We start from the raw sequence: 25,002 nt of genomic DNA, 5'->3' as shown, positions 1-25,002 counted from the left end.
ACGGATGAACTCGAACTACGCCGTCCCCGCCGTAGCCCTCGTCGTCGTGGCGACCGTCCTCGTCGGCGCCTTCGGCCTGCGCATCTCCCGCACCACCTCCGACTTCTACGTCGCCTCCCGCACCGTCGGCCCCCGCCTCAACGCGGCCGCCATCAGCGGCGAGTACCTCTCCGCCGCCTCCTTCCTCGGCATCGCCGGCCTCGTCCTGGTCCAGGGCCCGGACATGCTCTGGTACCCGGTCGGCTACACCGCCGGATATCTGGTCCTGCTCCTGTTCGTCGCCGCCCCCCTGCGCCGCTCCGGCGCCTACACGCTGCCCGACTTCGCCGAGGCCCGGCTCGCCTCCCAGGCGGTACGGCGGCTGGCGGGCGCCTTCGTCGTCGGGGTCGGCTGGCTGTACCTGCTGCCCCAACTCCAGGGCGCCGGGCTGACGCTGACGGTGCTGACCGGGGCGCCCGCCTGGCTCGGCGGAGTGATCGTCGCGGCCGTGGTGGTCGCCACCGTCGCCGCCGGCGGCATGCGCAGCATCACCTTCGTGCAGGCCTTCCAGTACTGGCTCAAACTCACCGCCCTGCTCGTCCCCGTCCTCTTCCTCGTCCTCGCCTGGCAGGACGACGGAGCCCCCCGGCCCGCCTTCGAGGAACCGGCCACCTTCCGCGAGCAGCGGGCCGTCCGTGTCGACGCGGGCCTCGACCTCAAGCTGGACGCGCCGCTGACCGTCACGGTGAGCGGCACGGTCGACGGCCGCGCGCACGACCACGACCGGCTCCGCCTGCCCGCAGGCACCCACCGCGTCGAGCAGGGCACCCGCCTCACCTTCGATCGGGGCGCCGCAGTCCCGACCGCCGACCGCAGCGGCTCCGGCGGCATGTCGACCTCCCTCGCCGCGAGCCGCGAGGAACGCCCGCTGTACGCCACGTACGGGCTGATCCTGGCCACCTTCCTCGGCACCATGGGCCTGCCGCACGTCGTGGTCCGCTTCTACACCAGCCCGCACGGAGTCGCCGCCCGCCGCACCACCGTGGCGGTGCTCGCCCTGATCGGCGGCTTCTATCTGCTGCCGCCCGTCTACGGCGCCCTCGGCCGGCTCTACGCCCCCGAACTCACCCTCACCGACGACGCGGACGCCACCGTCCTGCTGCTGCCCGAACGGATGATCGGAGGCCTCGGCGGCGACCTGCTCGGCGCCCTGGTGGCGGGCGGTGCCTTCGCCGCGTTCCTGTCGACGGCGTCCGGGCTGACCATGGCCGTCGCCGGCGTGCTCACCCAGGACGTCCTGCCCGCGCGCGGCGTACGGCACTTCCGGCTCGGCACGGTACTCGCCATGGTCGTCCCGCTCGCCGCCGGCATGCTCGTGGGCGGACTGCCGGTCGCCGACGCGGTCGGGCTGGCTTTCGCGGTGTCGGCCTCGTCCTTCTGCCCGCTGCTCGTCCTCGGCATCTGGTGGCGGCGGCTGACCCCGCCGGGCGCGGCCGCCGGGATGCTGGTGGGCGGCGGCTCCGCGTTCGTCGCCGTGGCCGCGACCATGGCGGGCTTCCCGGGCACCGGCCCCCTGCACTCCTTGCTGGCCTGGCCCGCGCTCTGGTCGGTACCGCTGAGCTTCCTCACCATGGTGCTGGTGTCCCTGGCCACGGCAGGCCGGGTCCCGGTGGGGACGGCGGCCATCCTGGCCCGCTTCCACCTGCCGGAGGAACTGCGGGCGGAGGCCAAGGCATGAGCGCGCGTCCCGCGGCGGGGGCCAAGGCATGAGCGCGCGTCCCGCGGCGGGGGCCAAGGCATGAGCGCGCGTCACACAGCAGGGCCAAGGCTGAGCGCGCGTCACGCGGCGGGGGCCAAGGCATGAGCGCGCGTCACACAGCAGGGCCAAGGCTGAGCGCGCGTCACGCGGCGGAGGTCAAGGCATGAGCGCGCCCCACACGGCGGGGGTGACGCCATGAGCGGATTCCTCGCCGGGCTGTGTGTGGCGATCCTCCCGCTGCTCGCCGCAGGATTCTGGCTCGGCCGGCGCACCGCCCGCCCGCAGCACCTCGGCGGACTCGGTACCCCGGTCGAACACGCCACCTTCGAGACCCTGCACACCGCCGCCCTCGCCGCGCCCCCGCTGCGCGCGGGCCTCACGGAGGAGACCGCCGGCAAGTCGGCCCGCCGGCTGCGCACGCTGCTGGGCACGGACGCGCTGTGTCTGACCGACCAGAAGGAGGTTCTGGTCTGGGACGGTGTGGGCGACCACCACCGCACCGAGATAATGGAACGCCTCGCGGGCCCCCTGGAGACCGGCCGCGGCGAGGCCTTCCGGCTGACGTGCGAGGTGCCCGACTGCCCCGTCCGCTGGGCCGTCGTCGCCCCGCTCACCGTCGACGACCGCGTCCACGGCGCCCTGGTCGCCTGCGCACCCCGGGAGTCCGCCGTCCTGGTCCGGGCCGCCGGAGAGGTCGCCCGCTGGGTCTCCGTCCAGCTCGAACTCGCCGACCTCGACCAGTCCCGCACCCGTCTCATCGAGGCCGAGATCAAGGCCCTGCGCGCCCAGATATCCCCGCACTTCATCTTCAACTCGCTCGCGGTGATCGCCTCGTTCGTGCGCACCGACCCCGAGCGGGCCCGCGAACTGCTCCTGGAGTTCGCCGACTTCACCCGCTACTCGTTCCGGAGACACGGCGACTTCACCACCCTCGCCGACGAACTGCACGCCATCGACCACTACTTGGCGCTCGTACGGGCACGCTTCGGCGACCGCCTGTCGGTGACCCTGCAGATCGCGCCGGAGGTGCTGCCGGTCGCCCTGCCCTTCCTCTGCCTCCAGCCACTCGTCGAGAACGCCGTCAAGCACGGCCTGGAGGGCAAGGCGGTGGTCGCCGGCAAGAGCCACATCAGCATCACCGCGCAGGACGCCGGCGCCGAGGCCCTGGTCGTCATCGAGGACGACGGCGCCGGGATGGACCCCGCCCTGCTGGGCCGCATCCTCGCGGGCGAGGTCAGCCCGTCGGGCGGCATCGGCCTGTCCAACGTCGACGACCGGCTCCGCCAGGTCTACGGCGACGACTACGGACTCGTCATCGAGACCGCCGTGGGAGCGGGCATGAAGATCACCGCCCGGCTGCCGAAGTACCAGCCGGGGGTGCACTCCGCGAGCCGCCTCACCGGCGGCTGACGGTCAGGCGCCGCGGGTGGTCACCATCCCGAGGGTGATCAGGCCCAGCACGACCCAGCCGAACCACAGCCAGCCGTTACTGCCGAGCGCCACCGTGTAGGCGGTCACCGCGACGAGTCCGCCGACGGTGAGCACCCCCATCGTCCTGGTCGAGCCGTCCGTGGAACCGGGCATCGCAACACCCTCCTCATGGTTCGCCTCCCCCCATGGTGCCCCCGTTCTGCTTCCGTACGGTGCACACGACGAAATGTGTGCCGTTCTTCCAGCTGCCCTCGCTGGTCCAGGAGCCCGCCGTGTACACGGAAGGATCGAAGCCGTAGTCGCCCGGAGACACCTCGCGACCGCACGCCACGTCCGACTCCGTGCGAGCGTCGGCGAGGGAGACGTCGGCGCCCAGCCGGGTGAACCCGAGCACCTCCTCGTCGTGCGGCCCGTCACCCGGCCGGCCGGCCAGGGCGTACCAGACCCCGCCCAGCGCGAGTGCCAGCCCGAGCCCGCCCGCGGCCACGGCGCGCAGCGCGTACGAGCGCCCACGCCGCCGTCGGCCGGATCCGGACGCGGCCAGCGAGGGATGCCCGGATCCGGACGGGGCCGACCCGGGCCAGGGCCCCGCCGGCCCGGAAGCCGGACTGGAAGCCGGCCAGGAAGCCGGACCGGAAGCCCGACCGGATCCGTTCGTACCCGCGGCCGCCCCCGGCGACCCCATGGCCGTCCCGTACCCCTGCGGATCCGTTGGCAGTGCGGGAATCCCGGCCCACGGGGGCTGTGACCCCGGGTCGGTCCGGGTGCGGGCGTACGCCTCCGCCTGCGGGGTGACGATCCGCGACAGCTCCGCCTCCGTCGGCGCCGCGGACAGCCGCGCGTCCGGGTCCTTCGCGAGCAGCGCCCGCAGGAAGGGCGCCAGGGCACCGGCGCGCCCGCCCTGGCCGGCGCGCTGCTCGCCGGGGCGTCGGTGGCCGGTGCGCTGCTCGCGGGTTCGCTGGTGACGGGGGCGCTCAGCGGGGGCGGTGCGCTGGTGGTGACCGGGGTGCTGGGCGGGGGCGGGGCCCCGGGTGCGGCACTGGGTGGCGGCGCGCTCGTCACCTGCGGCGGTGAGCTGACCGGAGGGTCGGAAGCGGGCGGCGGGCTCGACCGGGGCGACGTGGCGGGTTCGGAGACGGGCGGCGGGTCCGAGGACGGGCGGCGGGTCCGAGGACGGTGGCCGGGAGTCGGGCGCACAAATGCGCGAAGTGTCATCACCGCTCCCCCTGCGGCTCCCCCGTCGCGCTTCATACTTCTGAACAAGAAGCCCTTCAACGCCCGCGTGCGTTCAATGAGGCCAAATAGGCGTTGTATGCCTCGAGTTCCTTGTCGCCGTCCCGGTCGGCGGCCCGGTCCGTGCGCTTGGCCTGCCGTTGTTCGGAGCGGTACCACTGGAACAGCAGTGCGATCAACACCAGTACGGACGGAATCTCACTGAACGCCCACGCGATCCCGCCGGCCGCGTTCTGGTCCGACAGCGCGTCGATACCGAGAGAGGCGGGCGGGTTCTTGAACGTCTCGACCATGGGCGTGGACGCCATCATCAGCGCGATGCCGAAGAAGGCGTGGAACGGCATTCCGGCGAACAGCTCCAGCATCCGGATCAGATAACCGGGGCGGTTGGGGCCCGGGTCCACACCCATGATCGGCCAGAAGAAGACCACTCCGACGGCGAGGAAGTGCACCATCATCGCGATGTGCCCCGTCCGGGACCCCATCAGGAAGTCGAAGATCGGCGTGAAGTACAGCGCGTACAGACTGGCGATGAACAGCGGAATGGTGAACGCCGGATGCGTGATGATCCGCATGTACCGGCTGTGCAGGAACATCAGCAGTGCCTCGCGCGGCCCCTTGCGTCCGCGCCCCGCCGTCGGCAGCGCGCGCAGCGCCAGCGTGACCGGGGCACCGAGCAGGATCAGGATCGGCGACAGCATGCTGATCACCATGTGCTGCACCATGTGCACGCTGAACATGACCATGCCGTAGTCATTGAGCTTGGTGCACATCACCAGCCCGATGCTCAGCACCCCCGCGACGAACGCGATCGTCCGCCCCACCGGCCACGCGTCCCCGCGCCGCCGCAGTCGAACGACCCCCCACCCGTACAGAGCGAGTCCCACCAGGCAGGCCACCAGAAAGAACGGGTCCGTCGCCGACCACTGAAGCCCCCGCCCCAGCGTGAACGGCGGCAGATCCATGGTCATGCCGGGCCCGCTGTGATCCATCTCCGCCGGCTCCTGATTCGTGGGGGTTGTACGGTTTCGGTCCGCCCCCAGACTAGAACCGCCCCCGGCCGCACTCTCGACCGGGGGCAGAACAGCCGACCTCAGGAGTTACAGCACGCACTCCGCTTCCGCGTACCGCTCCGCGGGAACCGTCTTCAACGTCTCCACGGCCTCCGCCAACGACACCATCACGATGTCCGTCCCCCGCAGCGCCGTCATCTTCCCGAACTCCTCCCGGTGCACGGCCTCCACCGCATGCCATCCGAACCGGGTCGCCAGCACCCGGTCGTAAGCGGTCGGCGTACCACCGCGCTGCACATGCCCCAGAATCACCGGCCGCGCCTCCTTGCCGAGGCGCTCCTCCAGCTCGATGGACAGCTGCCGCGCTATCCCGGCGAACCGCTCATGCCCGTAGATGTCCTTGCGGCCCTCGTCGAAGGCCATGGTGCCCTGCGCCGGCTTCGCCCCCTCCGCCGCGACGACGATCGCGAACCGCTTGCCCGCCTCGAACCGCTTGCCGACCGTGCGGGCCAGCTCCTCGATGTCGAAGGGCCGTTCCGGTACGACGATGGCATGGGCGCCGGCGGCCATGCCGGAGTGCAGCGCTATCCAGCCGGTGTGGCGGCCCATGACCTCGACGACCAGGACGCGCTGGTGGGACTCGGCGGTGGTCTTCAGCCGGTCGAGGGCCTCCGTCGCGACCCCCACGGCCGTGTCGAAGCCGAAGGTGACGTCGGTCACCGCGATGTCGTTGTCGATGGTCTTCGGTACGCCCACGATCGGCAGACCGGCGTCGGACATCAACCGGGCGGCCTTGAGCGTGCCCTCGCCGCCGATCGGGATGACCGCGTCGAGACCGAGCTCCTCGAGGTGGCCCCGGGCCCGGTCCACGCCGTCCCGCAAGTGCGAGGGCTGGACCCGGGAGGAGCCGAGGATGGTGCCGCCGCGCGCGAGGATGCCGCCCACCGCGTCGAGGTCGAGCTTGACATAGTCGCACTCCAGGAGGCCCTTCCAGCCGTCCCGGAAACCGATGACCTCGTCGCCGTGGTCGGCGACGGCACGGTGCACGACGGACCGGATGACGGCGTTCAGGCCGGGGCAGTCGCCGCCGGACGTGAGGACACCAATGCGCATAGCCCGAAATACCTTCTCAACGTGGGCCGGGAACCGGACCGCGCTGTCCGGCTGGACCAGGTCACCATAGCGGCGTCCGGGGGTGCTACCACAGCAGGCGTCCGCCAGGTGGACGCGGTGTCCGTCCGTCAGGTGGACCTGGCCGCACACATGAGCGGGCGGGGCGTCAGGTGGGCCGCACGCCCCGCCGGACACCCCCTGAAGCACTCCTCCAGCCGTTGGAACGCGCGACGGGCGCGCTCGTGGTCAACCCGCCACCGACGCCCGTGGTCACCCGCACCGGCGCCCGCCCGTGGTCACCCTCGCGGGCACCCCCGGTCGACGGTCGACCTCTTACGCAGGCTGCTGAGCCGACGCGATGCGCTCGTTGCGGAGCGCCTCGTACCAGCGGTCCTCGGTCGGCGGCAGCGCGTTCACGTCCAGCGCCAGCTTCAGCAGCAGGTCCGCGACCAGCGGGTTGCGCGCCAGCACCGGGCCGTGCATGTACGTACCGAAGACCGTGTCGTTGTACGCCCCCTCCGTGCCGTCGCCGGTCCCGTTGCCGTTGCCGATGCGGACCTGGGCGAGCGGGCGGGCGGTGGGGCCGAGGTGGGTGACGCCCTGGTGGTTCTCGAATCCGGTCAGCGGGGGCAGCCCCAGACGCGGGTCGATGTCGCCCAGCACGTCACCGACGCACCGCTCGCCCTCGCCGCGCACCGAGACCACGTCGAGCAGGCCGAGGCCCGGCTCGCGCTGGCCGAGGTCGTTGATGAACTCGTGGCCGAGGATCTGGTAGCCGGCGCAGACCGAGAAGACGATCGCGCCGTTCTCCACGGCCCGATGCAGTCCGGCGTCGCGGCGCAGCCGCTCGGCCGCGAGCCGCTGCGGCCGGTCCTCGCCGCCGCCGATCAGGTAGATGTCTCCGGAGGTCGGGATCGGCTGGTCGCTGCGCACGTCGAGGCGGGCCACGTCGAGGCCGCGCTGCCGGGCCCGCCGCTCCACGACGAGGACGTTGCCCTGGTCGCCGTAGGTGCTCAGCAGGTCGGGATAGATCCAGACGATCCGCAGTTGGTTGTCGCTCACAAAAATCCCCTGAAGTCCGGTGCTCAGTTGCCGACGCGGCGGCGCAGATCCTGGAAGGCGGTGTAGTTGGCGATGACCTCGATCCGGCCGGGCGGGCTCATCTGCACCGCCTGGTCGAGGTTCTCGCACACCTGGAAGTGCTGGCCTGCGACCTCCAGGCGCACCGCGAGGTCCAGCTTACGGTCACCGACGACGCAGATCGGGTGGCCGGTCAGCCGCGTGTAGTCGACGTCCCACAGCCAGGAGGTGTCGGTGCCGTCGGCGCCGCGCGCGTTCACCGAGAGGATCACCGGGGTCGGCGGCGGGTCGATCAGGCTGAACGTTTCGAGCCAGCCCGCCGGGTTCTTGGCGAGCAGGAGCCTGAGGTCGCGCTCCATGAACTGCACGACATCGTACCGGCCGGCCACCGCCTGCACCTGGTACATGCGCTCCAGCGCGACCTGCGGCGGCACCCCGAAGACGGCGGCGACGGCAGCCGAGGAGGCGGCGTTGGCCTTGTTGGCGCGGCCCGGCAGCTGGAGGTGGATCGGCCAGGCGGACCCGTGCGGGTCGAGAACGTGGTCACCGGACAGCGCCCAGCTCGGCGTCGGCCGCCGGAAGCCGCACTCGCCGCAGAACCAGTCGTCGCCGGGCCGCTGCATCACACCACCGCAGGACGGGCAGGACCAGGCGTCGTCCTTCCACATCTGTCCGGCGGCGACCCAGATCACGTTGGGGGAGGAGGACGCGGCCCACACCACCAGCGGGTCGTCCGCGTTGGCCACGATCACCGCCTTGGAACCGGCGAGCCCCTCCCGCCAGTTCTCGGCGAGCATGCGGGTCTCGGCGGCGCGGTCGAGCTGGTCGCGGGAGAGGTTGAGCAGGGCGATGCACTTGGGGTCGGTGTCCCGCGCGACCCCGGCGAGGTACTTCTCGTCGACCTCGATGACGCCGTAGCGCGCGTCCGAGCTGCCCGCCAGCGCCGAGGTGATACCGGCCGGCATGTTGGCGCCGAGCGCGTTGGAGACGACCGGCCCCGCGGCGTGCAGCGCCTCGGCGATCAACCGGGTGGTGGTGGTCTTGCCGTTGGTCGCCGACACCAGCACGACGTCCAGGTGCTGGGCGAGCCGGGCGAGAAGATCGGGGTCGAGTTTGAGTGCCACCCGGCCGCCGATCACCGAACCGCTGCCGCGTCCCGCGGCGCGCGACGCCGCCGCGACCGCCTTGCCCGCGGTAACGGCGATCTTGGCCCGCGGCGTGAGCGGGTCCGAGTTGCCTGCCATCAGTTCTCGATCCTCCTTGCGTACGCGCCGCGCCTCTGCCCCCGGCAACGTGTGGACCTCAGCCTATCGAGATCCATTCGCACTCCTGAACCGCGGCGCCCGCCCGACCTTCGTATGACAGGGAGGACCGTACCCTTGTCGCCATGCGATACGGCTCCATCCCGGGCGCCCGAGGCCGTGTCCGGCCCCTCACCCTGCTCGGCGACCCGCTCCTGCACACCGCCTGCGAGGAGGTCACCGACTACGGCCCCGAACTGGCCCGCCTCGTCGAGGACTTGTTCGCGACCATGTACGCCGCTCAGGGCGTGGGCCTGGCGGCGAACCAGGTCGGGGTGCCGCTCCGCGTGTTCGTCCACGACTGCCCGGACGACGAGGAGGTCCGTCATCTCGGCCATGTGGTGAACCCGCGGCTCGTCGAGGCGGACGGGCTGGTGCTGCGGGGCCCGGAGGGCTGCCTGTCCCTTCCGGGCCTGGAGGCGGGGACCGAGCGCTACGACCACGCGGTGATCGAGGGGTTCACGATGACGGGTGAGCCGATCACCGTCCACGGGACGGGCTTCTTCGCCAGATGCCTGCAGCACGAGCACGACCACGTGGAGGGCCGGGTCTACGCCGACCACCTCAAGGGCCGCCGCCACCGCCGCCTGATGCGACAGGTGACGCGCGCTACATGGGGCCGGTGACCTGTCCGACCCGAAGGGGCGGGGGCTGTGCCGATGCGTGGCTCGGCCGCGCGGGGTCCCGCAAGCCCCCGCGGCCCCGCAGGCCTCAGGGGCCCCGCAGGCGATACAGCACCCGGCGTACGTGACGACCGTCAGAACCCCGGACCGCCGCTCTTGTCCGCCGCCGCGGCGAGCCGCCCCCACAGCAGGTCCGCCAGGCTCCGCACCAACTCAGCCCGGGAACAAGGCCGTTCCCCCAGCCACCAGTCCCCGGCCGCGTGCATCATGCCGACGATCCCGTGCCCCCACACCCGAGCCAACTGCTGACCTCCGGGCCCCAGATCCAGCCGGTCCTCGATGACCTGGGCCAGCTCCTCGCCCATCCGTCGCAACAGCGGAGCGAAATGCTGGCCGACATCGAAACCCTGATCTCCGACATGGCCCCCTTCCGCCGGATGCATCAGGAACCGATACACCTGAGGGCGTGCCTCGATCGCCGCCAGATACGTGTCCAACGTCGCCTCGACCCGCTCCCGTCGCTCGGCCGGCGCGTCCAGCGCCGCCCGCAGCGAGTTCAGCAGCGCGTCGGTGTGCCGCTTGGCCAACGCGGCGTACAGTCCGCTCTTGTCACCGAAGTGCCGGTACAGAATCGGCTTCGTGATACCGGCTTCCGCGGCGATCGCGTTCATCGAGGCATGCGGCCCGTCGCGCAGCACCACTCTGTCCGCGGCCTCCAGCAGCTCGCGTCGGCGACGGTCCGCCGACCGCTGCTGATCGGTCCGCTGCGTGGTGTCCATGTGCTCTCCCCACCCGTGCTGATTAGGTAATGCCTGCGCAAACTAACACCCAGCATGCCCCCTACATCGAACGGGCGGGCGGACAGTCGTCAGGAGTTGACTTTTCCTACCAGCCGGTAACAGACTCGGAGTTACCGTAAGTAACAGGTACGTGCGCAACCGCTGGAGGGGACATGGCCGAGTTCACCATGGAGCTCAACGACGAACAGAAGGAGGTCCGGGACTGGCTGCACGGCTTCGCGGCCGACGTGATCCGCCCCGCGGCCGCCGAATGGGACGAGCGTGAGGAGACTCCCTGGCCGGTCATCCAGGAGGCCGCCAAGGTCGGCATCTACTCCCTCGACTTCTACGCCCAGCAGTACTTCGACCCCACCGGCCTCGGCATACCGATGGCCATGGAGGAGCTGTTCTGGGGAGACGCGGGCATCGCCCTGTCCATCGTCGGCACCGGCCTCGCCGCCGTGGGTGTCCTCGCCAACGGCACCGAGGAGCAGATCGGCACCTGGATCCCCCAGATGTACGGCGACGCCAACGATGTCAAGCTCGCCGCGTTCTGCTCCTCCGAACCGGACGCCGGCTCCGACGTGGCCTCGATGCGTACGCGAGCCGTGTACGACGAGGCCAAGGACGAGTGGGTCATCAACGGCACCAAGACCTGGGCCACCAACGGCGGCATCGCCAACGTCCATGTCGTCGTCGCGGTCGTCGACGCGGAGCTGGGTTCCAAGGGCCACGCCTCCTTCATCGTCCCTTCGGGGACGCCGGGGCTCGCCCAGGGGCAGAAGTTCAAGAAGCACGGGATCCGCGCCTCGCACACCGCCGAGGTCATCCTCGACAACGTGCGCGTCCCCGGCTCCTGCCTGCTCGGCGGCAAGGAGAAGCTGGACGAGCGGCTGGCGCGGGCCCGTGAGCGGGCCAAGGCGGGCGGCGAGCGAAGCGAGATGGGGGTCCCCCCGGCCGGAGGCTGGGGGAGGGTGAAGAACGCGGCGATGGCGACATTCGAGGCGAGTCGTCCCGCGGTGGGAGCCATGGCGGTCGGAACTGCCAGGGCCGCGTACGAGGTTGCCCTCGACTACGCCAAAACCCGTGAGCAGTTCGGACGGCCGATCATCGACAACCAGGGGGTGGCCTTCCAGATCGCCGACATGCGGACGTCCATCGACGCGGCCCGGCTGCTGGTCTGGCGTGCGTCCTGGATGGCGGTCAGCGGGAAGCAGTTCACGGCGGCCGAGGGCTCGATGTCCAAGCTGTTCGCCAGTGAGACGGCGAAGAAGGTCACCGCCCAGGCGATCCAGATCCTGGGCGGCAACGGCTACACCAGGGAGTACCCGGTGGAGCGGATGCACCGGGACGCGGCGATATACACCATCTTCGAAGGGACGAGTGAGATCCAGCGGCTGGTGATCGCGCGGACCTTGTCCGGGATGCCGATCCGGTAGCGCCCTACGGGGACCCGCGCGACTCGGCCGGCCGCTCGGCGGTGACTGATCGCGCGGTTCCCCGCGTCCGTTCAGGACGAAGCCGGGTCCGGCGGGCGGGCCAGATCGCCCACCAGGCTGCGCCACCGGTGAGTGACTGGTCAAAGCCCTGCCTGCGCCGATGCGCTGCTTACGTCGAAGCCCCGCCTACGGCGTAGTTCCGCTGCTGTGTGCGATGCACGCCACGTCGATGCGATCGGCCAGCTTCGCCAGCTCGATCGTCAGCGCGGCGACCGTGTCCTCGTCGAGCCCGTCCTCGCCGGCCTCCACCAGGTGCAGCCACCTTCCGCCCACCGTGCGGAGCAGCTTGCTGACATCGGCGGCGGCCACCTGCAAGGTCCCGCGGTCGTCGACGATCAGAGGCAGAGTCACTTCGCGGTTCACAAAGGGGATCGTAGCCGCGGAAGCCTCACGCTCCGTGCCATACGGTGGTGATGTTGCAGAACTCCCGGATTCCGTGCCCGGACAGCTCACGCCCGTACCCGGACCGCTTCACTCCGCCGAACGGGAGCGCCGGGTGGGAGGCGGTCATCCCGTTGACGTACACGCCACCGGCCTCCAGGTCCCGTACAAAACGATCGACCTCGGCCTCGTCCCGCGTCCAGACGTTCGAACTCAGGCCGAACGGCGAGTCGTTGGCGATCAGCACGGCCTCTTCCAGGTCGGCCGCGCGGTACAGCGTGGCGACCGGGCCGAAGGCCTCCTCGCGGTGGATGCGCATCTCGCGGGCGATGTCGGCGAGGACGGTCGGCGGGTAGTACCAGCCGTCCCCGTCGGGCCGCTCGCCCCCGCACAGCACGCGCGCGCCGCTGCGCCTGGCGTCGTCGACCAACTCCTCCAGATCGGCCCGCCCCTGCTCGCTGGCGAGTGGCCCGACGTCCGTCTCCTCCGCCAGCGGATCGCCGACCGTCAGCGCCTTCATGCCCGCGACGAACCGCTCGGCGAACGCGTCGTACACGTCCGTGTGCACGATGAACCGCTTGGCGGCGATGCACGACTGCCCGTTGTTCTGCACCCGCGCGGTCACCGCGATCTGCGCTGCCCTGTCGATGTCGGCGGACGGCATCACGACGTACGGGTCGCTGCCGCCCAGCTCCAGCACCGTCTTCTTGATCATCTCCCCGGCGGTGGCAGCGACCGCGCGGCCGGCGGGCTCGCTGCCGGTGAGGGTGGCCGCCTTGACGCGGTCGTCGCGAAGGATCTCGTCGATCGCGCCGGAGCCGATGAGCAGGGTCTGGAAGGCGCCCTGGGTGAAGCCCGCCCGGTGGAACAGGTCCTCCAGGTAGAGGGCGGTCTGCGGGACGTTGGAGGCATGCTTGAGCAGGCCCACGTTGCCCGCCATCAGCGCCGGGGCCGCGAAGCGGACCACCTGCCAGAGCGGGAAGTTCCACGGCATCACCGCGAGCACCGGGCCCATCGGCCGGTAGCGGACCAGGGCCCGGGAGGCACCGGAGTCCTTCACATCGGCGGCGGAGGGCTCCTCGTCGGCGAGGAGCTCCTCGGCGTGGTCGGCGTACCAGCGCATTACCTTTGCACACTTCGCGGCCTCGGCGCGCGCCTGGGTGACCGGCTTGCCCATCTCGGTCGTCATCACGCGGGCGATGTCCTGCTGGTCCTCGTCGAGGAGATCGGCGGCCCGGTGCAGCAGCCGGGCGCGTTCCGCGAAGGTCGTCGTCCGGTACGTCCGGAACGTGGCCTCCGCGAGCTGGAGCCGGCGCTCGATCTCCTCCTCGCCCATGGCCTCGTACGTCTTGAGCGTCTCGCCGTTCGCCGGGTTCACCGTTGCGATGGGCATGACGGACCTCCTGGGAAGCTGGCTGTGCTGTGACCTTCGCGCGTTGCGGAAGGGGCCGCAACGCGTACACCTCTGCTCAGGACGAGTGCTCCGCCAGCCGGTCGAGAAACGCGGCCTGCGCCTTCACGATCACCGCTCGCGCGCCGTCCAGGTCGAACCACGCCACGCGGTCCAGTTCCGGGAACTCCTGGGTCTGTCCGGACTTCGGCGGCCACTCCATGCGGAAGGTGCCCGGGTCTATCGTGGCCGGGTCGAGGTCCGCCTCGACCGCCCACGCCGTGACGATCTTGCCGTTGGTCTGCCGGACCTCGCCGAGCGGTACGGCCTCCCCGTCGGGCGGCGGCAGCCCCAGCTCCTCCTGGAACTCGCGGCGGGCCGCGTCCCACGCCGGCTCGTCCGCGTCGTACTCGCCCTTCGGCACGGTCCACGCACCGGCGTCGCGCCGCGCGAAGAAGGGACCGCCCATGTGGCCGAGCAACACCTCCGTCCCGTGACCACTGCGGCGGAACAGCAGCAGGCCCGCACTGCGCTTCACCGCCGCACCTCCGGATGGGCCGCGAGCAGCGTCTCGACCGTGTCGGCGTCCTCGGGGCGTTTGTCCTCGCGGTAGCGGACCACGCGGGCGAAGCGGAGGGTGACGCCGGCCGGGTAACGGGTGGACCTCTGCAGGCCGTCGTAGGCGATCTCCACGACGAGGTCGGGCCGTACGGTCACCACGGAGCCGTTCGTGTCCACGGCCAGTTCCTGGAGCCGTTCGGTCTGCCAGGTCAGCATCGCGTCGGTCATGCCCTTGAAGGTCTTGCCGAGCATCGCGAAGGAACCGTCCGTGGCGCGGGCGCCGAGGTGGAGGTTGGAGAGCTTGCCGGTGCGGCGGCCGTGGCCCCACTCTGCGGCCAGGACGACCAGGTCGAGCGTGTGCACGGGCTTGACCTTCAGCCAGGAGGCGCCGCGCCGGCCCGCGTTGTAGGGGGCGTCGAGCGACTTCACGACGACACCCTCGTGGCCGCGCTTCAGGGTCTCGGCGAGGAACTCCTCGGCCGCGTGCACGTCCTGCGGCCCGGACACCAGGGTGCGGCGCACCCGCATCGGCTCCGGCACCAGCCGCTCCAGCTCCGCGTGCCGTTCGGCGAACGGGAGGTCGAGCAGGTCGCGGTCGTCGACGGACAGGGCGTCGAAGAAGACGGGGGAGACGGGGACCGTCCCGGCGGCCGTTGTCACGTCCACCCGGGAGCCGACCCGGCCGGCCGTCTCCTGGAAGGAGCGGGGGCGGCCGGCCGCGTCGAAGGCGATGACCTCGCCGTCCAGGATGAACCGGTCGCCCCTCAACTCCAGTGCCGCCGAGGTCAGTTCGGGCAGCCGGTCGGTGATGTCGTCGAGGGTGCGGGTGTACAGCCGTACGGCGCCGCCGTCGCGATGGACCTGGACGCGGATGCCGTCCAGCTTCTCCTCGACCGCGCACCCGCCCAGCTTCTCGACCGCTTCGGCGACCGAGGACGCGCTGTGCGCCAGCATCGGCAGGACCGGGCGGCCGACGGTGAGCCGGAAGCGGTCCAGGGCGCCGGGGCCGTCCGCGAGCAGGGCCTCGGCCACCGTCCGGAGCGAGCCCGCCAGCATCACGGCCCGCCGGACGTCCGCCGACGGCGCCGCGGTGGCCTGCGCGAGGCCCTCGATCGCGACCGCGTCCAGCGCACCCTGCCGGACCTCGCCGCTGATCAGCCCGAGCAGGAACCGCTGCTCGTCCCGGGTGGCCGCGCCCATCAGCTCCCCGACGAGACGCGCCCGCTCGGCCTGCGAGCCGGCGCCCGAGACCTGCCCCAGCTCGCTCAGCAGGGCGTTCACCTCGCGCACGGTCAGCGTCGGCTCGGCGGCCGCGACGACGGGCCGGCTGAGCACCTTCCAGCCGACGCCGAGGCGCCCCTGGGGCAGCCGTCCGGCGAGGTAGGGGATGACGATCGGTACGTCCTGAGCCTCGGCGTCCCGGAAGAGCTCGGCGAGGAGCGCGATCTTCCGGGAGCGCGCCGAGGTGGCGGCGACCTCCTGGGACACCTGGGCCAGCCGGGTCAGCAACATGCAGCCATGGTGCACCGGAGGCGGGCGGTCCACACCCGCTACGTCCGGGCGGCGCGGGCGGTCTCCCTCCGGACGGCCGTGTCGAGGTCCGCCATCAGCAGGTCGCCGTCGATCGTGGCGCCCGACCGTATCCGTGTGCCGAGGGCGCGTTGCGAGGCTCACCGGCGTCGACGACCAGCGTGTGGCGCCGGGCGCGCCCGAGGACCAGCGCGGCGGACAGCCCCGCCGTACGGCCTCCGACCACGATCACTTCGTACTTCTCGGTCAATGGGTGACCACCTCCACGACGACGGTCCCTCGTCCCCCGCGGCATTGACAAAGGTGTTTGCCGAAACTGCAATGACCTCATGAGTGACGACGACATGGGCGAGGTGCTCGCGGAGGTCGGCCCGCGACTGCGGCGGATCCGCAAGGAGCGGGGCGCGACCCTGGCCGGGCTGTCCGAGGTGACCGGCATCTCGGTGAGCACGCTGTCCCGGCTGGAGTCGGGCCTGCGCAGGCCCAGCCTGGAGCTGCTGCTGCCGATCGCGCGGGCCCACGAGGTGGCGCTGGACGATGTGGTGGGCGCTCCGCCGGTGCGCGATCCGCGGGTGCGGACCGCGCCGATCTCCCGGCACGGGCGCACCTACTGGCCGCTCACCCGGCAGCCCGGCGGGCTCCAGGCCTTCAAGGTGCTCGTGCCGCCGGGAAACGAGGAACCGGAGCTGCGGACGCACGAGGGCTACGAGTGGCTGTACGTGCTGGCGGGGCGGCTCCGGCTGGTGCTGGGCGGGCAGGATGCCGTCCTGGTGGCCGGGGAGGCCGTCGAGTTCGACACCCGGGTGCCGCACTGGTTCGGGTCGACGGGGGAGGGGCCGGCGGAGTTCCTCAGCCTCTTCGGGCCGCAGGGGGAGCGGATGCACGTACGGGCGCGGCCCAAGCGGTCGTGAGGCGTCCGACAGTTCCCGGATGCTGTACCGGATCGCGCTGTCCCGGGTTGCTGTCCCTGATTACTGTTCCCTGACGACAAGCGACCGCTTAGTATGCGAGGGAACCCGGTCAGACGAAGCAGTCCCGTGGAGGCCCCGCATGCAGGCATGGCACGTGCACGAGAACGGCGAACCGGGCGAGGTGATGCGTCTGGAGGACGTGGCGCGGCCCACGCCCGGTGACGGCCAGGTCCTGCTGAAGGTGCGCGCGGCGAACATCAACTTCCCGGACGTGCTGATGGCCCGCGGCCACTACCAGGTCCGGCCGCCGCTGCCGTTCACGCCGGGCGTGGAGATCTGCGGCGAGACGGAGGACGGCCGCCGGGTCATCGCCAACCCCGCGCTGCCGTACGGCGGTTTCGCCGAATACGCCGTCGCGGACTCGGCCGCCCTGCTGCCCGCCCCCGACTCGCTGGACGACGCCGAGGCGGCGGCCCTGCACATCGGCTACCAGACGGGCTGGTTCGGTCTGCACCGGCGGGCCCGCCTGGAAGCCGGCGAGACGCTGCTCGTCCACGCCGCCGCCGGAGGGGTCGGCAGCGCGGCCGTGCAGCTCGGGAAGGCGGCCGGAGCGAGGGTGATCGGTGTCGTCGGCGGCGCCGACAAGGCCGCTGTCGCCCGGGAACTGGGCTGTGACGTGGTGATCGACCGGCGGAGCGAGGACGTCGTCGGCGCCGTGAAGGAAGCCACCGGAGGCCGGGGCGCCGACGTGGTCTACGACCCGGTCGGCGGCGAGGCCTACACACAGTCGACCAAGGTTGTGGCCTTCGAGGGCCGGATCGTCGTCGTCGGCTTCGCGAGCGGCACGATCCCCGGCCCGTCGCTCAACCACGCCCTGGTGAAGAACTACGCGATCCTCGGCCTGCACTGGGGGCTGTACAACACCAAGAACCCGAAGCTGGTCCAGCACTGCCACGAGCAGCTCACCGAACTGGCGGCCCGGGGCGCGATCAAGCCGCTGGTGAGCGAGCGGGTGCCGCTGAGCGGGGCCGCGGCCGCCGTGCAGCGGGTCGGGGACGGTGTGACGACCGGACGGGTCGTCGTCGTTCCCGGCCTCACGGAAGAGGCGGCGGCATGACCGACGCAGCCGAACTCAAGCGCCGCACCGCACAGTTGCTGGCTGCCTGCCCGCCCGCCGACACCGACCGACTCGACTTCCTCAAGGCCCGGTTCGACGCCGGACTCGCCTGGGTGCACTACCCCGAAGGCCTCGGTGGCCTCGGAGCCCCGCGCTCCCTCCAGGCCGTCGTGGACGCGGATCTGGAGGCCGCCGGAGCCCCCGACAACGACCCACGGCGCATCGGCATCGGCCTGGGAATGGCCGCGCCGACGATCCTCGCCTTCGGTACCCAGGAGCAGAAGGAGCGGTATCTGCGGTCTCTGTGGGTGGGGGAGGAGGTCTGGTGCCAGCTGTTCAGCGAGCCCGGCGCCGGATCCGACCTCGCGGCGCTCGGGACGCGGGCCGTCCGTGCGGATGGGGGCCCCTCCCGCTCGAGCGAAGCCGAGAGTGGGGGAGAATGGGTCGTCAACGGGCAGAAGGTGTGGACGTCCAGCGCCCACCTCGCCCGCTGGGCAATCCTCATCGCCCGCACCGACCCGGACGTGCCCAAGCACCGGGGCATCACGTACTTCATCTGCGACATGACCGACCCCGGCGTCGAGGTTCGGCCGCTGCGCCAGATCACCGGCGAGGCCGAGTTCAACGAGGTCTTCCTCACCGACGTCCGCATCCCCGACTCCCGGCGCCTCGGTGAGGTCGGCGACGGCTGGCGGGTCGCCCAGACCACGCTGAACAACGAACGCGTCGCCATCGGCGGCATGCGGCTGCCCCGCGAGGGCGGGATGATCGGCCCGGTCGCCAGGACCTGGCGCGAACGGCCCGAGCTGCGCACCCACGACCTGCACCAGCGGCTGCTGAAGCTGTGGGTCGAGGCCGAGGTCGCCCGCCTCACCGGCGAACGCCTGCGCCAGCAGATGGTCGTCGGCCAGCCCGGCCCCGAGGGCGCCGGCATGAAGCTGGCGTTCGCCCGCCTCAACCAGGAGATCAGCGGCCTGGAGGTCGAACTCCTCGGCGAGGAGGGCCTGTTGTACGACGACTGGACCATGCGCCGACCTGAGCTGGTCGACTTCACCGGTCGGGACGCCGGTTACCGCTACCTGCGCTCCAAGGGCAACAGCATCGAGGGCGGGACCAGCGAGGTCCTGCTGAACATCGTCGCCGAGCGCGTCCTGGGTCTGCCCGCCGAGCCGCGCACCGACAAGGACGTCGCCTGGAAGGACCTCGCCCGATGAGCACCGAGCCCGACCTTCTGTACGCGGAGGAGGAAGACGCCCTCCGCGCCGCCGTCCGCGACCTGCTCACCGACCACTGCGACCCGGCGGGCGTGATCGCCCGGACCGAGTCGGACACGCCCCACGACCGCGAGACGTGGAAGGCGCTCACCGAGGGCATGGGCCTCGCCGGGCTGCTGGTGCCCGAGGCGCAGGGCGGCCAGGGCGCCACCCACCGCGAAGCCGCCGTCGTCCTGGAGGAGTTGGGGCGGTCCGTCGCCCCCGTGCCGTACCTCACCAGCGCCGTCGTCGCCACCGAGGCCCTGCTCGCGTGCGGGACCGACGACCTGCTGGCCGAGCTGGCTTCGGGCCGGACCGTCGGCGCCCTCGCGGTCGGACTGCACGTGGCTCCGGGCGGCGCCTTCAAGGCAGTACGACCGGAAAACGGCACGCTCCACGGGGAGTTGACCGGCATCGCGGACGCGGCAATCGCCGACGTCCTGCTCGTTCCGGCCGCGGACGGCGGGCTGTACATCGTCGAGGCGGACGCCGTGACCGTCACCCCGCAGGTGCCCCTGGACCTGACCCGGCCGCTCGCCGCCGTCACCCTCGACGGGGCTCGGGCCCGCCGGATCGGCGACGCCGAACCGGCCGTACGCCGGGCCCTGCGCACCGGGGCCGGACTGCTCGCCTCCGAGCAACTCGGCCTCGCCGAATGGTCGTTGACCGAGACCGTCCGCTACCTCAAGGAGCGCAAGCAGTTCAACCGGCCCGTCGGCGGCTTCCAGGCACTCAAGCACCGGCTCGCCCAGCTCTGGCTGGACGTCGTCCACCTGCGCGCGGCGGCCCGCAACGCGGCGGACGCGCTCACGACCGGCGAGGACGTCGACGTGGCGGTCGCCGTCGCCCATGCCTACGCGGCACCCGTCGCCGTCCGGGCCGCCGAGGAGGCCCTGCAACTGCACGGCGGCATCGGCATGACGTGGGAGCACCCGGTCCAGCTGCACCTGAAGCGTGCCAAGGCCGACTCGATCGCCTACGGCACGGCCGGCGCCCACCGGGAGACGGTGGCCGAACTGGTCGACCTCCAAGCTCCCTGACGTTCACCCGGGAAAGCCCGCCCGACCTGGGGCGGGCCTTTTCGTGTGCCTCGCGCGGAGGAGATGAACGGGCAGCGGCAGTCCGGCCAACTCCTCTCCCGGGCCTGCACCCAGGGGCCGTACGGATTGCATACTCGCAGCGTTCCCGTACGGCCTACCAGGGAGGCAGAGCATGGCCCTCACCACCCGCCGCAGAGCCCTCACGACCCTCGGTGCCGCCCTCGCGGGCGCCGTCGCCCTGCCCGCCGCCGACGCGCTCGCCGGCGAACGCAGGCACCGCCCACGGCCGTTGTGGCGTGCCCACGCGCACAACGACTACGAGCATCCGCGCCCCCTCCTCGACGCCCTCGACCACCGCTTCGGCAGCGTCGAGGCCGACATCTACCTGGTCGGTGACCAGCTCCTCGTCGCCCACGACCCGGTCGACCTCGACCCGAAGCGCACCCTCGAATCCCTCTACCTCGAGCCGCTGGCCGCCCGCGTCCGGGCCAACCACGGTTCCGTGTACCGGGGTCACCGTCGGCCGTCGCAGCTTCTGGTCGACATCAAGACCGAGGGCTCGTCGACGTACCTCGAACTCGACCGTCACCTGAAGCGCTACCCGCACCTGTTCACGACCTACGCGCACGGACGGGTGCTGCCCGGGCCGGTCACCGCCGTCATCTCCGGCGACCGCGCGGCCCGTACGCCCATGGAGGCCCAGACCGTACGGCGTGCCTTCTACGACGGCCGGCTCACCGACCTCGGCACCTCGGCCCCCGCCTCCTTCGTCCCGCTCATCAGCGACAACTGGACGCTGAACTTCACCTGGCTGGGCGTCGGCGCCTTCCCCGACGCCGAGCGGCAGAAGCTGCGGGGCATCATCCGGGCCGCGCACTCCCGCGGGCAGAAGGTGCGGTTCTGGGCCACCCCGGACGTGGCGGGCCCCGCCCGGGACGCGCTGTGGGCCGAACTGCTCGCCGCCGACGTCGACCACCTCAACACCGACGACCTCGCGGGACTGGAGGCCTTCCTGGACGCCCACCGGTAGGCGCCTTCCTGGACGCCCACCGGCAGGCGCAGACACCACACGTTCGGAGGACAGGTCAGCTGCCCGGACGAACCCTCCACTACGCCACACTTGCGGCCGAACGCCGTGAACCGGACATGGCGGCGTGGTGGAGGAGGCTGACGATGGCGATTTCCCTCTCTGTGGTGCTGCTACTGGCGATCCTGGCGGTGATCTTCCTGCGCAGCGGCCAGCTGAAGTTCTCCCACGGGCTGGTGTGCCTGCTGCTCGGCTTCTGTCTGGCCGGGACGAACATCGCACCCAGCATCACCAGCGGTCTGACGGCGACGGCGGACATCGTCAGCACCCTCAGACCATGAGCGTCACGGGGTCGTGAAGACCCCGATGCCGTTCGAAACGGGCCGTTCCGCACCGCCGGAGGGATGGTTGCGGACGGTGACGGCACTCGCGCCCGGCTCCCGGGCGACGAGCGTCGTCGATCCGCCGCCGTCCAGACTGAAGGCGTCCGTCGAACCCAACCCTCGCATGGCGCCGGCGACTTCGGCGATGGTCAGGCCGCCGCGGTACTCGGGCGCCCCGTCGAGCGCGAGCAGCAGCAGACGTCGTCCGCCGTCCCCGACGCCCACGGCGGTGCGCACGGCCGCGGTCCGGTCGTCGAGGCCCGGCAGGGGCTGTCCGCCCCGCAGGACCGGATAGCCGCCGAGCGCGAAGCGGTACGGGATCCGGGACGCGGACGCCACCAGCCGGTGGCGCACCGTCACCGGCTCGCCCGCGAAGAACGTCCGCAGCTGCCGCGCGCCCGCCTCGCGGCCCACCAGCACGGTGGTTCCCGCGGCGATGGGACCGCTGCCGGGAGCGTCGGACATCGACACGACGCGGTGGTGACGGACCGTCACCTCGTAGGTGTCGGTGCTGCACGGAGCGGCCCGGTCGGTGTCCGTGCCGCAGGTGGCGCGCACCCGGGAGACGCTTCCCCAGTCGGAGGTGTACGCGCCGATGGAGCCCTCCGGCAGCGCGTACTGGTTCAGCCCGCCGAGCGGCAGCCGGCCCGCGGGCGTACGGACCGAACCATCGAGGGCGAGGGTGTCCAGCCGGGCCCGCCGGTCCACGCCCACGCCGATCACGTCCTCGGTGCCGGTGCCCGGCGGCAGGGCAGGACCGAAGCGCTGGCCGTTCGGCACCGCCGCCTTGAGAGCGTGGCCGCGCGCGACGGCCGGGCCCACGGTCGCGCCCGTGGCCTCGACGCCGGGGTGCTGGGTCTCGGTGATGTTGAAGAAGTCGCCGTTGACCCCTGCCACGGCCCCGGCCGCGTCGGCCATCCCGGAGACGGGGGAGCGCGCGGCCACCGCCCCCGGATACAGCAGATCGAGGCGTACCCGCGGATCACGCAGGTCGACGCTCAGCACATGGGCGTGGGCCACCCGGCCGGCCGCCGGGAGGTCGAACTCCTCGTACCCCACGCCCGGAGCGAGTCCGGTCCGGTCCGGTACGGCGCCGGCCGGTGCCGCCCCCACCAGGGCCGCACCGGCCAGTGTGCCGAGTGCCGCCAGCAACGCCAGTACGTCTCTGCCCGCCCCGAACCGTCTTTGACGACGCGTCACGATTCTCCCTGATGTCTCGTCAACTCTCCCAGGACTCAGGGGAAGTGCACCAGAGGACGGTGACCGGCGCGATGTCTACGTGCCTACGAGGCGCGAACGGGTGAGGAAACGTACTCCCTCATGCCCCCGAGCGCAGCGCGGGGGAGGCTGTGAGCGGGGTGCAGGCGTAGGGGCGGTCAGGGGGAGTACGGGGTGAAGTGGGCCGGCGTGTGGTCGTTGGGCAGGGCCGGGCGCCATGCGGTGAGGCCCTGGGCGCTGCACACGAACAGGTTCTCCGGCAGCCGGTCGAGCGCGAACCAGCGCCAGTCGCCGACCCGTTCGCCGGGCTGGTCGGCCGGCTCTCGCTCGGACGTCCTGTCCCTCAACGGGCTGGACGACCGGCGCCAGTCCCAGCGCGTGCTCAGCCGGGCCCAGGAGCTGATGGCGGACGCGGTCGGCGCCGAGCAGGCGTTCTTCTCCCCGTGCGGCAGCTCCCTGTCGGTGAAGACCGCCATGCCGGCCGTGGCCGGCCCCGGCGAGAAGCTGTTGCTGTCGCGCAACGCGCACAAGTCCGTGATCGCTGGAGCTGGAGCTGGAGCTGGAGCTGGAGCTGGAGCAGGCCATGCTGCCGCGCGAGGCGTTCTTCGCCGAGGTGGATCACGTGCCGGCCGAGCGTCCGCGGGACGGATCGCCGCGGAGATGATCAGTCCGTACCCTCCTGGCGTGCCCGTCCTCGCGCCCGGTGAGGTGATCAACGACGAGGTCCTCGACCACCTGCGCAGCGGCGTCGAACACGGTGTCCTGATCCCCGACGCGGCCGACTCGTCCGTCCGGACCCTGCGGGTGGTGGCGCGGCGCTGAGGTGCGGCTTCGGGCGTGGTGCGGCACGGCGTGGTGTGTCACGGCGTGGTGCTCTCGTAGCTGATCAGGTCGGTGACTGCGCGAAGTCCGCCCTGCGCGAGGGCGGTGCGCTGGCGGTCCGCGCCGGTTCCGCCCTGCAGAAGCCGGTGGACCAGGGCCGTGACCTGCCGGGTGTCGCCGGCCGCGTCGAGCGCCACGGCGATGTGCCGCAGGAGTGCGACCACCACGTCGCCGGCGCGGCTCGGGTCGCCTTCGGGACCGATCAAGGTGTCGCTCAGACCGTGCCGGGCCGCGTACCACATGCCCGCCTGCAGCAGTTCGTGAGCGCAGTCGGGCTCGGGGGCCCCCGCGGACTCCTCCGCCAGGGCGGTCTCCACCAGGGCCCGGATGATCCCGGCGAACATGACCGCGTCGTCCACCCGCAGCTGAACGTCCAGGCACCGCACCTCGATCGTGGGATACCGCTCCGAGAGGCGGGCCTGCCAGTACAACTGCCCCCTGTCCGCGATCAGGCCGCCGTCCAGGAGCCGTTGTATCCGCCGGTCGTAGTCCGCGGCGCCCTGGAAGGCCGGAGGCACGCCGCTGACCGGCCAGCGGCCGAAGAGCACGGTGCGCCAGCTGGCGAAGCCGGTGTCGTGGCCGTCCCACATCGGGGAGTTCGCCGACATCGCCGTCAGCGTGGGCAGCCACACCCGGATCCGGTTCATCACCCGCACACCCGCCTCCCGGCTGGGCACGGCGACGTGGACGTGCATGCCGTTGACCAGTTGCTCCGCCACCAGCTGAGGCGCCTGCGCACGCATGGCCCGGTAACGAGCCTGGTCGGTGACGGCGACCGGGTGACGATGGCGCAGCGGCGGTGTCGCGCAGGTCGCGATCAGGCAGCCGTGCTCCTCGGCGGCGGACCCTACGGCGTGCCGCAACCGCAGCAGATGACCTCCGACCTCCTCCAGGGTGCCGCACACCGGGGTGGCCACCTCGACCTGTGCCTGGAGCAGCTCGCACTGCACCTCCTGGTCGGTCGCGAAGGACCCCAGGCCCGCCACGGCGCGCACTTTGTCCGCCAGCGGGACCGGCAGGCCCGTGACCGGGTCCAGCAGCAGGTACTCCTCTTCCACACCGATCGTCGTCATCGGCCACCCTCTGTTCCGCCCGTGTACCGGGGGTCCGCATGTGCCGGACCGGCACATGTCGCACAGCAGTGATCACCTCGGAAGCGGTGCACACACTCGCGGGTCACCCGAGTGCCGCGACCGCCTCATGACAAACCATGGCAAAGCTTGGCGCACAGCGCATCGGGCACGGGCCCGGACACCTGTTCACTCCTACGGTGAGGACAAGGGCGGCGCAGGACGTGATGGCTTCCTCGCCGCACCCGGCTTCGGAGCGGCGGAGGCACTGGCCGTGCAACGCGCGACACCTTCGACGTGCCGTCTCAGCTGGTGTCGACGATCCTGTACGTGATGACGCCGGCCGCGGCCCCGGGGCGGTACGCGTGGCGCCGTGAGCGCCGCCGAGCTGTACGCGCGTGGCGTCGTGGGCGCGCCCAGCTGTACGCG

General features: G+C 71.8%; 24 protein-coding genes and 3 pseudogenes. 12 read left to right on the top strand and 15 right to left on the bottom strand.

The genetic code is table 11. From position 1 onward, the window contains the following. Window positions 1-4: 4 nt before the first annotated feature. A complete protein-coding gene (locus M2271_RS04570) occupies window positions 5-1,717 on the top strand; it encodes a cation acetate symporter (protein WP_280885786.1) in 1,713 nt (570 codons plus the stop codon). 216 nt (window positions 1,718-1,933) lie between these two features. Next, window positions 1,934-3,148 (top strand): histidine kinase, encoded by a 1,215-nt coding sequence (locus M2271_RS04565; protein ID WP_280885785.1) that lies wholly within the window; start codon window positions 1,934-1,936, stop codon window positions 3,146-3,148. Between the two features lie 3 nt (window positions 3,149-3,151). Here the strand turns inward: M2271_RS04565 and M2271_RS04560 are convergent, their stop codons facing one another. The 6 genes and pseudogenes from M2271_RS04560 to M2271_RS04535 all read right to left on the bottom strand — a co-directional run bounded on the left by M2271_RS04560 (window position 3,152) and on the right by M2271_RS04535 (window position 8,852). Further along, window positions 3,152-3,322 carry a hypothetical protein gene (locus M2271_RS04560; protein WP_280885784.1) on the bottom strand — a complete coding sequence of 57 codons (171 nt, stop codon included), beginning with the start codon at window positions 3,320-3,322 and terminating at the stop codon, window positions 3,152-3,154. 13 nt (window positions 3,323-3,335) lie between these two features. Further along, window positions 3,336-4,064 (bottom strand): annotated as a pseudogene (locus tag M2271_RS04555) (serine/threonine protein phosphatase); the annotation flags it as partial. 376 nt (window positions 4,065-4,440) lie between these two features. Further along, window positions 4,441-5,394 (bottom strand): cytochrome c oxidase assembly protein, encoded by a 954-nt coding sequence (locus tag M2271_RS04550; protein ID WP_280885783.1) that lies wholly within the window; start codon window positions 5,392-5,394, stop codon window positions 4,441-4,443. A gap of 108 nt (window positions 5,395-5,502) precedes the next feature. Then, complete coding sequence (locus tag M2271_RS04545) at window positions 5,503-6,528, bottom strand: 6-phosphofructokinase (RefSeq protein WP_280885782.1); 1,026 nt, start codon at window positions 6,526-6,528, stop codon at window positions 5,503-5,505. Window positions 6,529-6,861: 333 nt separating this feature from the next. After that, the gene (locus tag M2271_RS04540; protein ID WP_280885781.1) at window positions 6,862-7,590 is read right to left on the bottom strand and encodes a glutamine amidotransferase; all 729 of its coding nucleotides are present in this window, start codon (window positions 7,588-7,590) and stop codon (window positions 6,862-6,864) included. A gap of 23 nt (window positions 7,591-7,613) precedes the next feature. Continuing rightward, window positions 7,614-8,852, bottom strand: a complete 1,239-nt coding sequence (locus M2271_RS04535) for a MurT ligase domain-containing protein (protein ID WP_280885780.1) — start codon at window positions 8,850-8,852, stop codon at window positions 7,614-7,616. A gap of 143 nt (window positions 8,853-8,995) precedes the next feature. Here M2271_RS04535 and def point away from each other — a divergent pair, with 143 nt between their 5' ends. Further along, the gene (def, locus tag M2271_RS04530) at window positions 8,996-9,535 is read left to right on the top strand and encodes a peptide deformylase (RefSeq protein WP_280885779.1); all 540 of its coding nucleotides are present in this window, start codon (window positions 8,996-8,998) and stop codon (window positions 9,533-9,535) included. A 131-nt stretch (window positions 9,536-9,666) separates the two neighbouring features. On the opposite strand, the gene M2271_RS04525 is transcribed toward def, so the two are convergent. Continuing rightward, the gene (locus M2271_RS04525; RefSeq protein ID WP_280885778.1) at window positions 9,667-10,311 is read right to left on the bottom strand and encodes a TetR family transcriptional regulator; all 645 of its coding nucleotides are present in this window, start codon (window positions 10,309-10,311) and stop codon (window positions 9,667-9,669) included. Window positions 10,312-10,484: 173 nt separating this feature from the next. Here M2271_RS04525 and M2271_RS04520 point away from each other — a divergent pair, with 173 nt between their 5' ends. Further along, window positions 10,485-11,750, top strand: a complete 1,266-nt coding sequence (locus tag M2271_RS04520; protein ID WP_280885777.1) for an acyl-CoA dehydrogenase family protein — start codon at window positions 10,485-10,487, stop codon at window positions 11,748-11,750. Between the two features lie 186 nt (window positions 11,751-11,936). Here the strand turns inward: M2271_RS04520 and M2271_RS04515 are convergent, their stop codons facing one another. From M2271_RS04515 to M2271_RS04495, 5 genes are all read right to left on the bottom strand, one after another. Further along, on the bottom strand, window positions 11,937-12,173 hold the full coding sequence (locus tag M2271_RS04515; protein ID WP_030054037.1) for a DUF6213 family protein: 237 nt from the start codon (window positions 12,171-12,173) through the stop codon (window positions 11,937-11,939). Between the two features lie 25 nt (window positions 12,174-12,198). Further along, window positions 12,199-13,584 (bottom strand): NADP-dependent succinic semialdehyde dehydrogenase, encoded by a 1,386-nt coding sequence (locus M2271_RS04510; RefSeq protein WP_280885776.1) that lies wholly within the window; start codon window positions 13,582-13,584, stop codon window positions 12,199-12,201. A gap of 76 nt (window positions 13,585-13,660) precedes the next feature. After that, window positions 13,661-14,119 carry an NUDIX domain-containing protein gene (locus tag M2271_RS04505; protein WP_280885775.1) on the bottom strand — a complete coding sequence of 153 codons (459 nt, stop codon included), beginning with the start codon at window positions 14,117-14,119 and terminating at the stop codon, window positions 13,661-13,663. Then, entirely contained in the window at window positions 14,116-15,654 is a 1,539-nt protein-coding gene (locus M2271_RS04500; protein ID WP_280885774.1) for an ATP-dependent DNA ligase, read from the bottom strand. The genes M2271_RS04505 and M2271_RS04500 overlap by 4 nt, the downstream gene beginning before the upstream one ends. Window positions 15,655-15,748: 94 nt before the next feature. Further along, window positions 15,749-15,922, bottom strand: coding sequence for an FAD-binding protein (locus M2271_RS04495; RefSeq protein WP_280885773.1), 174 nt, complete (start codon window positions 15,920-15,922; stop codon window positions 15,749-15,751). Between the two features lie 79 nt (window positions 15,923-16,001). Between M2271_RS04495 and M2271_RS04490 the strand changes: the two genes are divergently transcribed. The 6 genes from M2271_RS04490 to M2271_RS04465 all read left to right on the top strand — a co-directional run bounded on the left by M2271_RS04490 (window position 16,002) and on the right by M2271_RS04465 (window position 21,361). Beyond that, window positions 16,002-16,583, top strand: a complete 582-nt coding sequence (locus tag M2271_RS04490) for an XRE family transcriptional regulator (RefSeq protein ID WP_280885772.1) — start codon at window positions 16,002-16,004, stop codon at window positions 16,581-16,583. 139 nt (window positions 16,584-16,722) lie between these two features. Continuing rightward, a complete protein-coding gene (locus M2271_RS04485) occupies window positions 16,723-17,700 on the top strand; it encodes an NADPH:quinone oxidoreductase family protein (protein WP_280885771.1) in 978 nt (325 codons plus the stop codon). Beyond that, on the top strand, window positions 17,697-18,914 hold the full coding sequence (locus tag M2271_RS04480) for an acyl-CoA dehydrogenase family protein (RefSeq protein ID WP_280885770.1): 1,218 nt from the start codon (window positions 17,697-17,699) through the stop codon (window positions 18,912-18,914). The genes M2271_RS04485 and M2271_RS04480 overlap by 4 nt, the downstream gene beginning before the upstream one ends. Beyond that, window positions 18,911-19,993, top strand: coding sequence for an acyl-CoA dehydrogenase family protein (locus M2271_RS04475; protein ID WP_280885769.1), 1,083 nt, complete (start codon window positions 18,911-18,913; stop codon window positions 19,991-19,993). Before M2271_RS04480 ends, M2271_RS04475 begins: the two co-directional genes overlap by 4 nt. 172 nt (window positions 19,994-20,165) lie before the next feature. Further along, entirely contained in the window at window positions 20,166-21,023 is an 858-nt protein-coding gene (locus M2271_RS04470; protein ID WP_280885768.1) for a phosphatidylinositol-specific phospholipase C/glycerophosphodiester phosphodiesterase family protein, read from the top strand. Window positions 21,024-21,166: 143 nt separating this feature from the next. Next, a complete protein-coding gene (locus M2271_RS04465) occupies window positions 21,167-21,361 on the top strand; it encodes a hypothetical protein (RefSeq protein WP_280885767.1) in 195 nt (64 codons plus the stop codon). A 3-nt stretch (window positions 21,362-21,364) separates the two neighbouring features. On the opposite strand, the gene M2271_RS04460 is transcribed toward M2271_RS04465, so the two are convergent. Together M2271_RS04460 and M2271_RS04455 are read right to left on the bottom strand one after the other, a co-directional pair. Continuing rightward, window positions 21,365-22,603: a phosphodiester glycosidase family protein gene (locus M2271_RS04460; protein WP_280885766.1), complete on the bottom strand. Its 1,239-nt coding sequence runs from the start codon at window positions 22,601-22,603 to the stop codon at window positions 21,365-21,367. Window positions 22,604-22,779: 176 nt separating this feature from the next. Then, window positions 22,780-22,944: pseudogene (locus M2271_RS04455) on the bottom strand (methyltransferase); the annotation flags it as partial. Window positions 22,945-22,999: 55 nt separating this feature from the next. On the opposite strand from M2271_RS04455, the pseudogene M2271_RS04450 reads away from it, so the two are divergent. Next, window positions 23,000-23,104 (top strand): annotated as a pseudogene (locus M2271_RS04450) (hypothetical protein); the annotation flags it as partial. A 201-nt stretch (window positions 23,105-23,305) separates the two neighbouring features. After that, window positions 23,306-23,443, top strand: coding sequence for an arginine 2-monooxygenase (locus M2271_RS04445; RefSeq protein ID WP_280885959.1), 138 nt, complete (start codon window positions 23,306-23,308; stop codon window positions 23,441-23,443). Between the two features lie 38 nt (window positions 23,444-23,481). Here the strand turns inward: M2271_RS04445 and M2271_RS04440 are convergent, their stop codons facing one another. Next, entirely contained in the window at window positions 23,482-24,576 is a 1,095-nt protein-coding gene (locus M2271_RS04440; RefSeq protein WP_280885765.1) for a glutamate--cysteine ligase, read from the bottom strand. Window positions 24,577-25,002 lie beyond the last annotated feature (426 nt).

Source organism: Streptomyces sp. LBL (assembly GCF_029893585.1).
In the GTDB taxonomy this organism is placed as follows: domain Bacteria; phylum Actinomycetota; class Actinomycetes; order Streptomycetales; family Streptomycetaceae; genus Streptomyces.
The sequence above is the reverse complement of the archived record's forward strand: the minus strand, read 5'-3'. Positions and strand labels throughout refer to the sequence as shown.

Coding starts and splice junctions, on each gene's coding strand:
- M2271_RS04570 (WP_280885786.1), top strand. CDS start 5: ATGAACTCGAACTACGCCGTCCCCGCCGTAGCCCTCGTCGTCGTGGCG.
- M2271_RS04565 (WP_280885785.1), top strand. CDS start 1,934: ATGAGCGGATTCCTCGCCGGGCTGTGTGTGGCGATCCTCCCGCTGCTC.
- M2271_RS04560 (WP_280885784.1), bottom strand. CDS start 3,322: ATGCCCGGTTCCACGGACGGCTCGACCAGGACGATGGGGGTGCTCACC.
- M2271_RS04550 (WP_280885783.1), bottom strand. CDS start 5,394: ATGGATCACAGCGGGCCCGGCATGACCATGGATCTGCCGCCGTTCACG.
- M2271_RS04545 (WP_280885782.1), bottom strand. CDS start 6,528: ATGCGCATTGGTGTCCTCACGTCCGGCGGCGACTGCCCCGGCCTGAAC.
- M2271_RS04535 (WP_280885780.1), bottom strand. CDS start 8,852: ATGGCAGGCAACTCGGACCCGCTCACGCCGCGGGCCAAGATCGCCGTT.
- def (WP_280885779.1), top strand. CDS start 8,996: ATGCGATACGGCTCCATCCCGGGCGCCCGAGGCCGTGTCCGGCCCCTC.
- M2271_RS04525 (WP_280885778.1), bottom strand. CDS start 10,311: ATGGACACCACGCAGCGGACCGATCAGCAGCGGTCGGCGGACCGTCGC.
- M2271_RS04520 (WP_280885777.1), top strand. CDS start 10,485: ATGGCCGAGTTCACCATGGAGCTCAACGACGAACAGAAGGAGGTCCGG.
- M2271_RS04510 (WP_280885776.1), bottom strand. CDS start 13,584: ATGCCCATCGCAACGGTGAACCCGGCGAACGGCGAGACGCTCAAGACG.
- M2271_RS04500 (WP_280885774.1), bottom strand. CDS start 15,654: ATGTTGCTGACCCGGCTGGCCCAGGTGTCCCAGGAGGTCGCCGCCACC.
- M2271_RS04490 (WP_280885772.1), top strand. CDS start 16,002: ATGAGTGACGACGACATGGGCGAGGTGCTCGCGGAGGTCGGCCCGCGA.
- M2271_RS04485 (WP_280885771.1), top strand. CDS start 16,723: ATGCAGGCATGGCACGTGCACGAGAACGGCGAACCGGGCGAGGTGATG.
- M2271_RS04480 (WP_280885770.1), top strand. CDS start 17,697: ATGACCGACGCAGCCGAACTCAAGCGCCGCACCGCACAGTTGCTGGCT.
- M2271_RS04475 (WP_280885769.1), top strand. CDS start 18,911: ATGAGCACCGAGCCCGACCTTCTGTACGCGGAGGAGGAAGACGCCCTC.
- M2271_RS04470 (WP_280885768.1), top strand. CDS start 20,166: ATGGCCCTCACCACCCGCCGCAGAGCCCTCACGACCCTCGGTGCCGCC.
- M2271_RS04465 (WP_280885767.1), top strand. CDS start 21,167: ATGGCGATTTCCCTCTCTGTGGTGCTGCTACTGGCGATCCTGGCGGTG.
- M2271_RS04440 (WP_280885765.1), bottom strand. CDS start 24,576: ATGACGACGATCGGTGTGGAAGAGGAGTACCTGCTGCTGGACCCGGTC.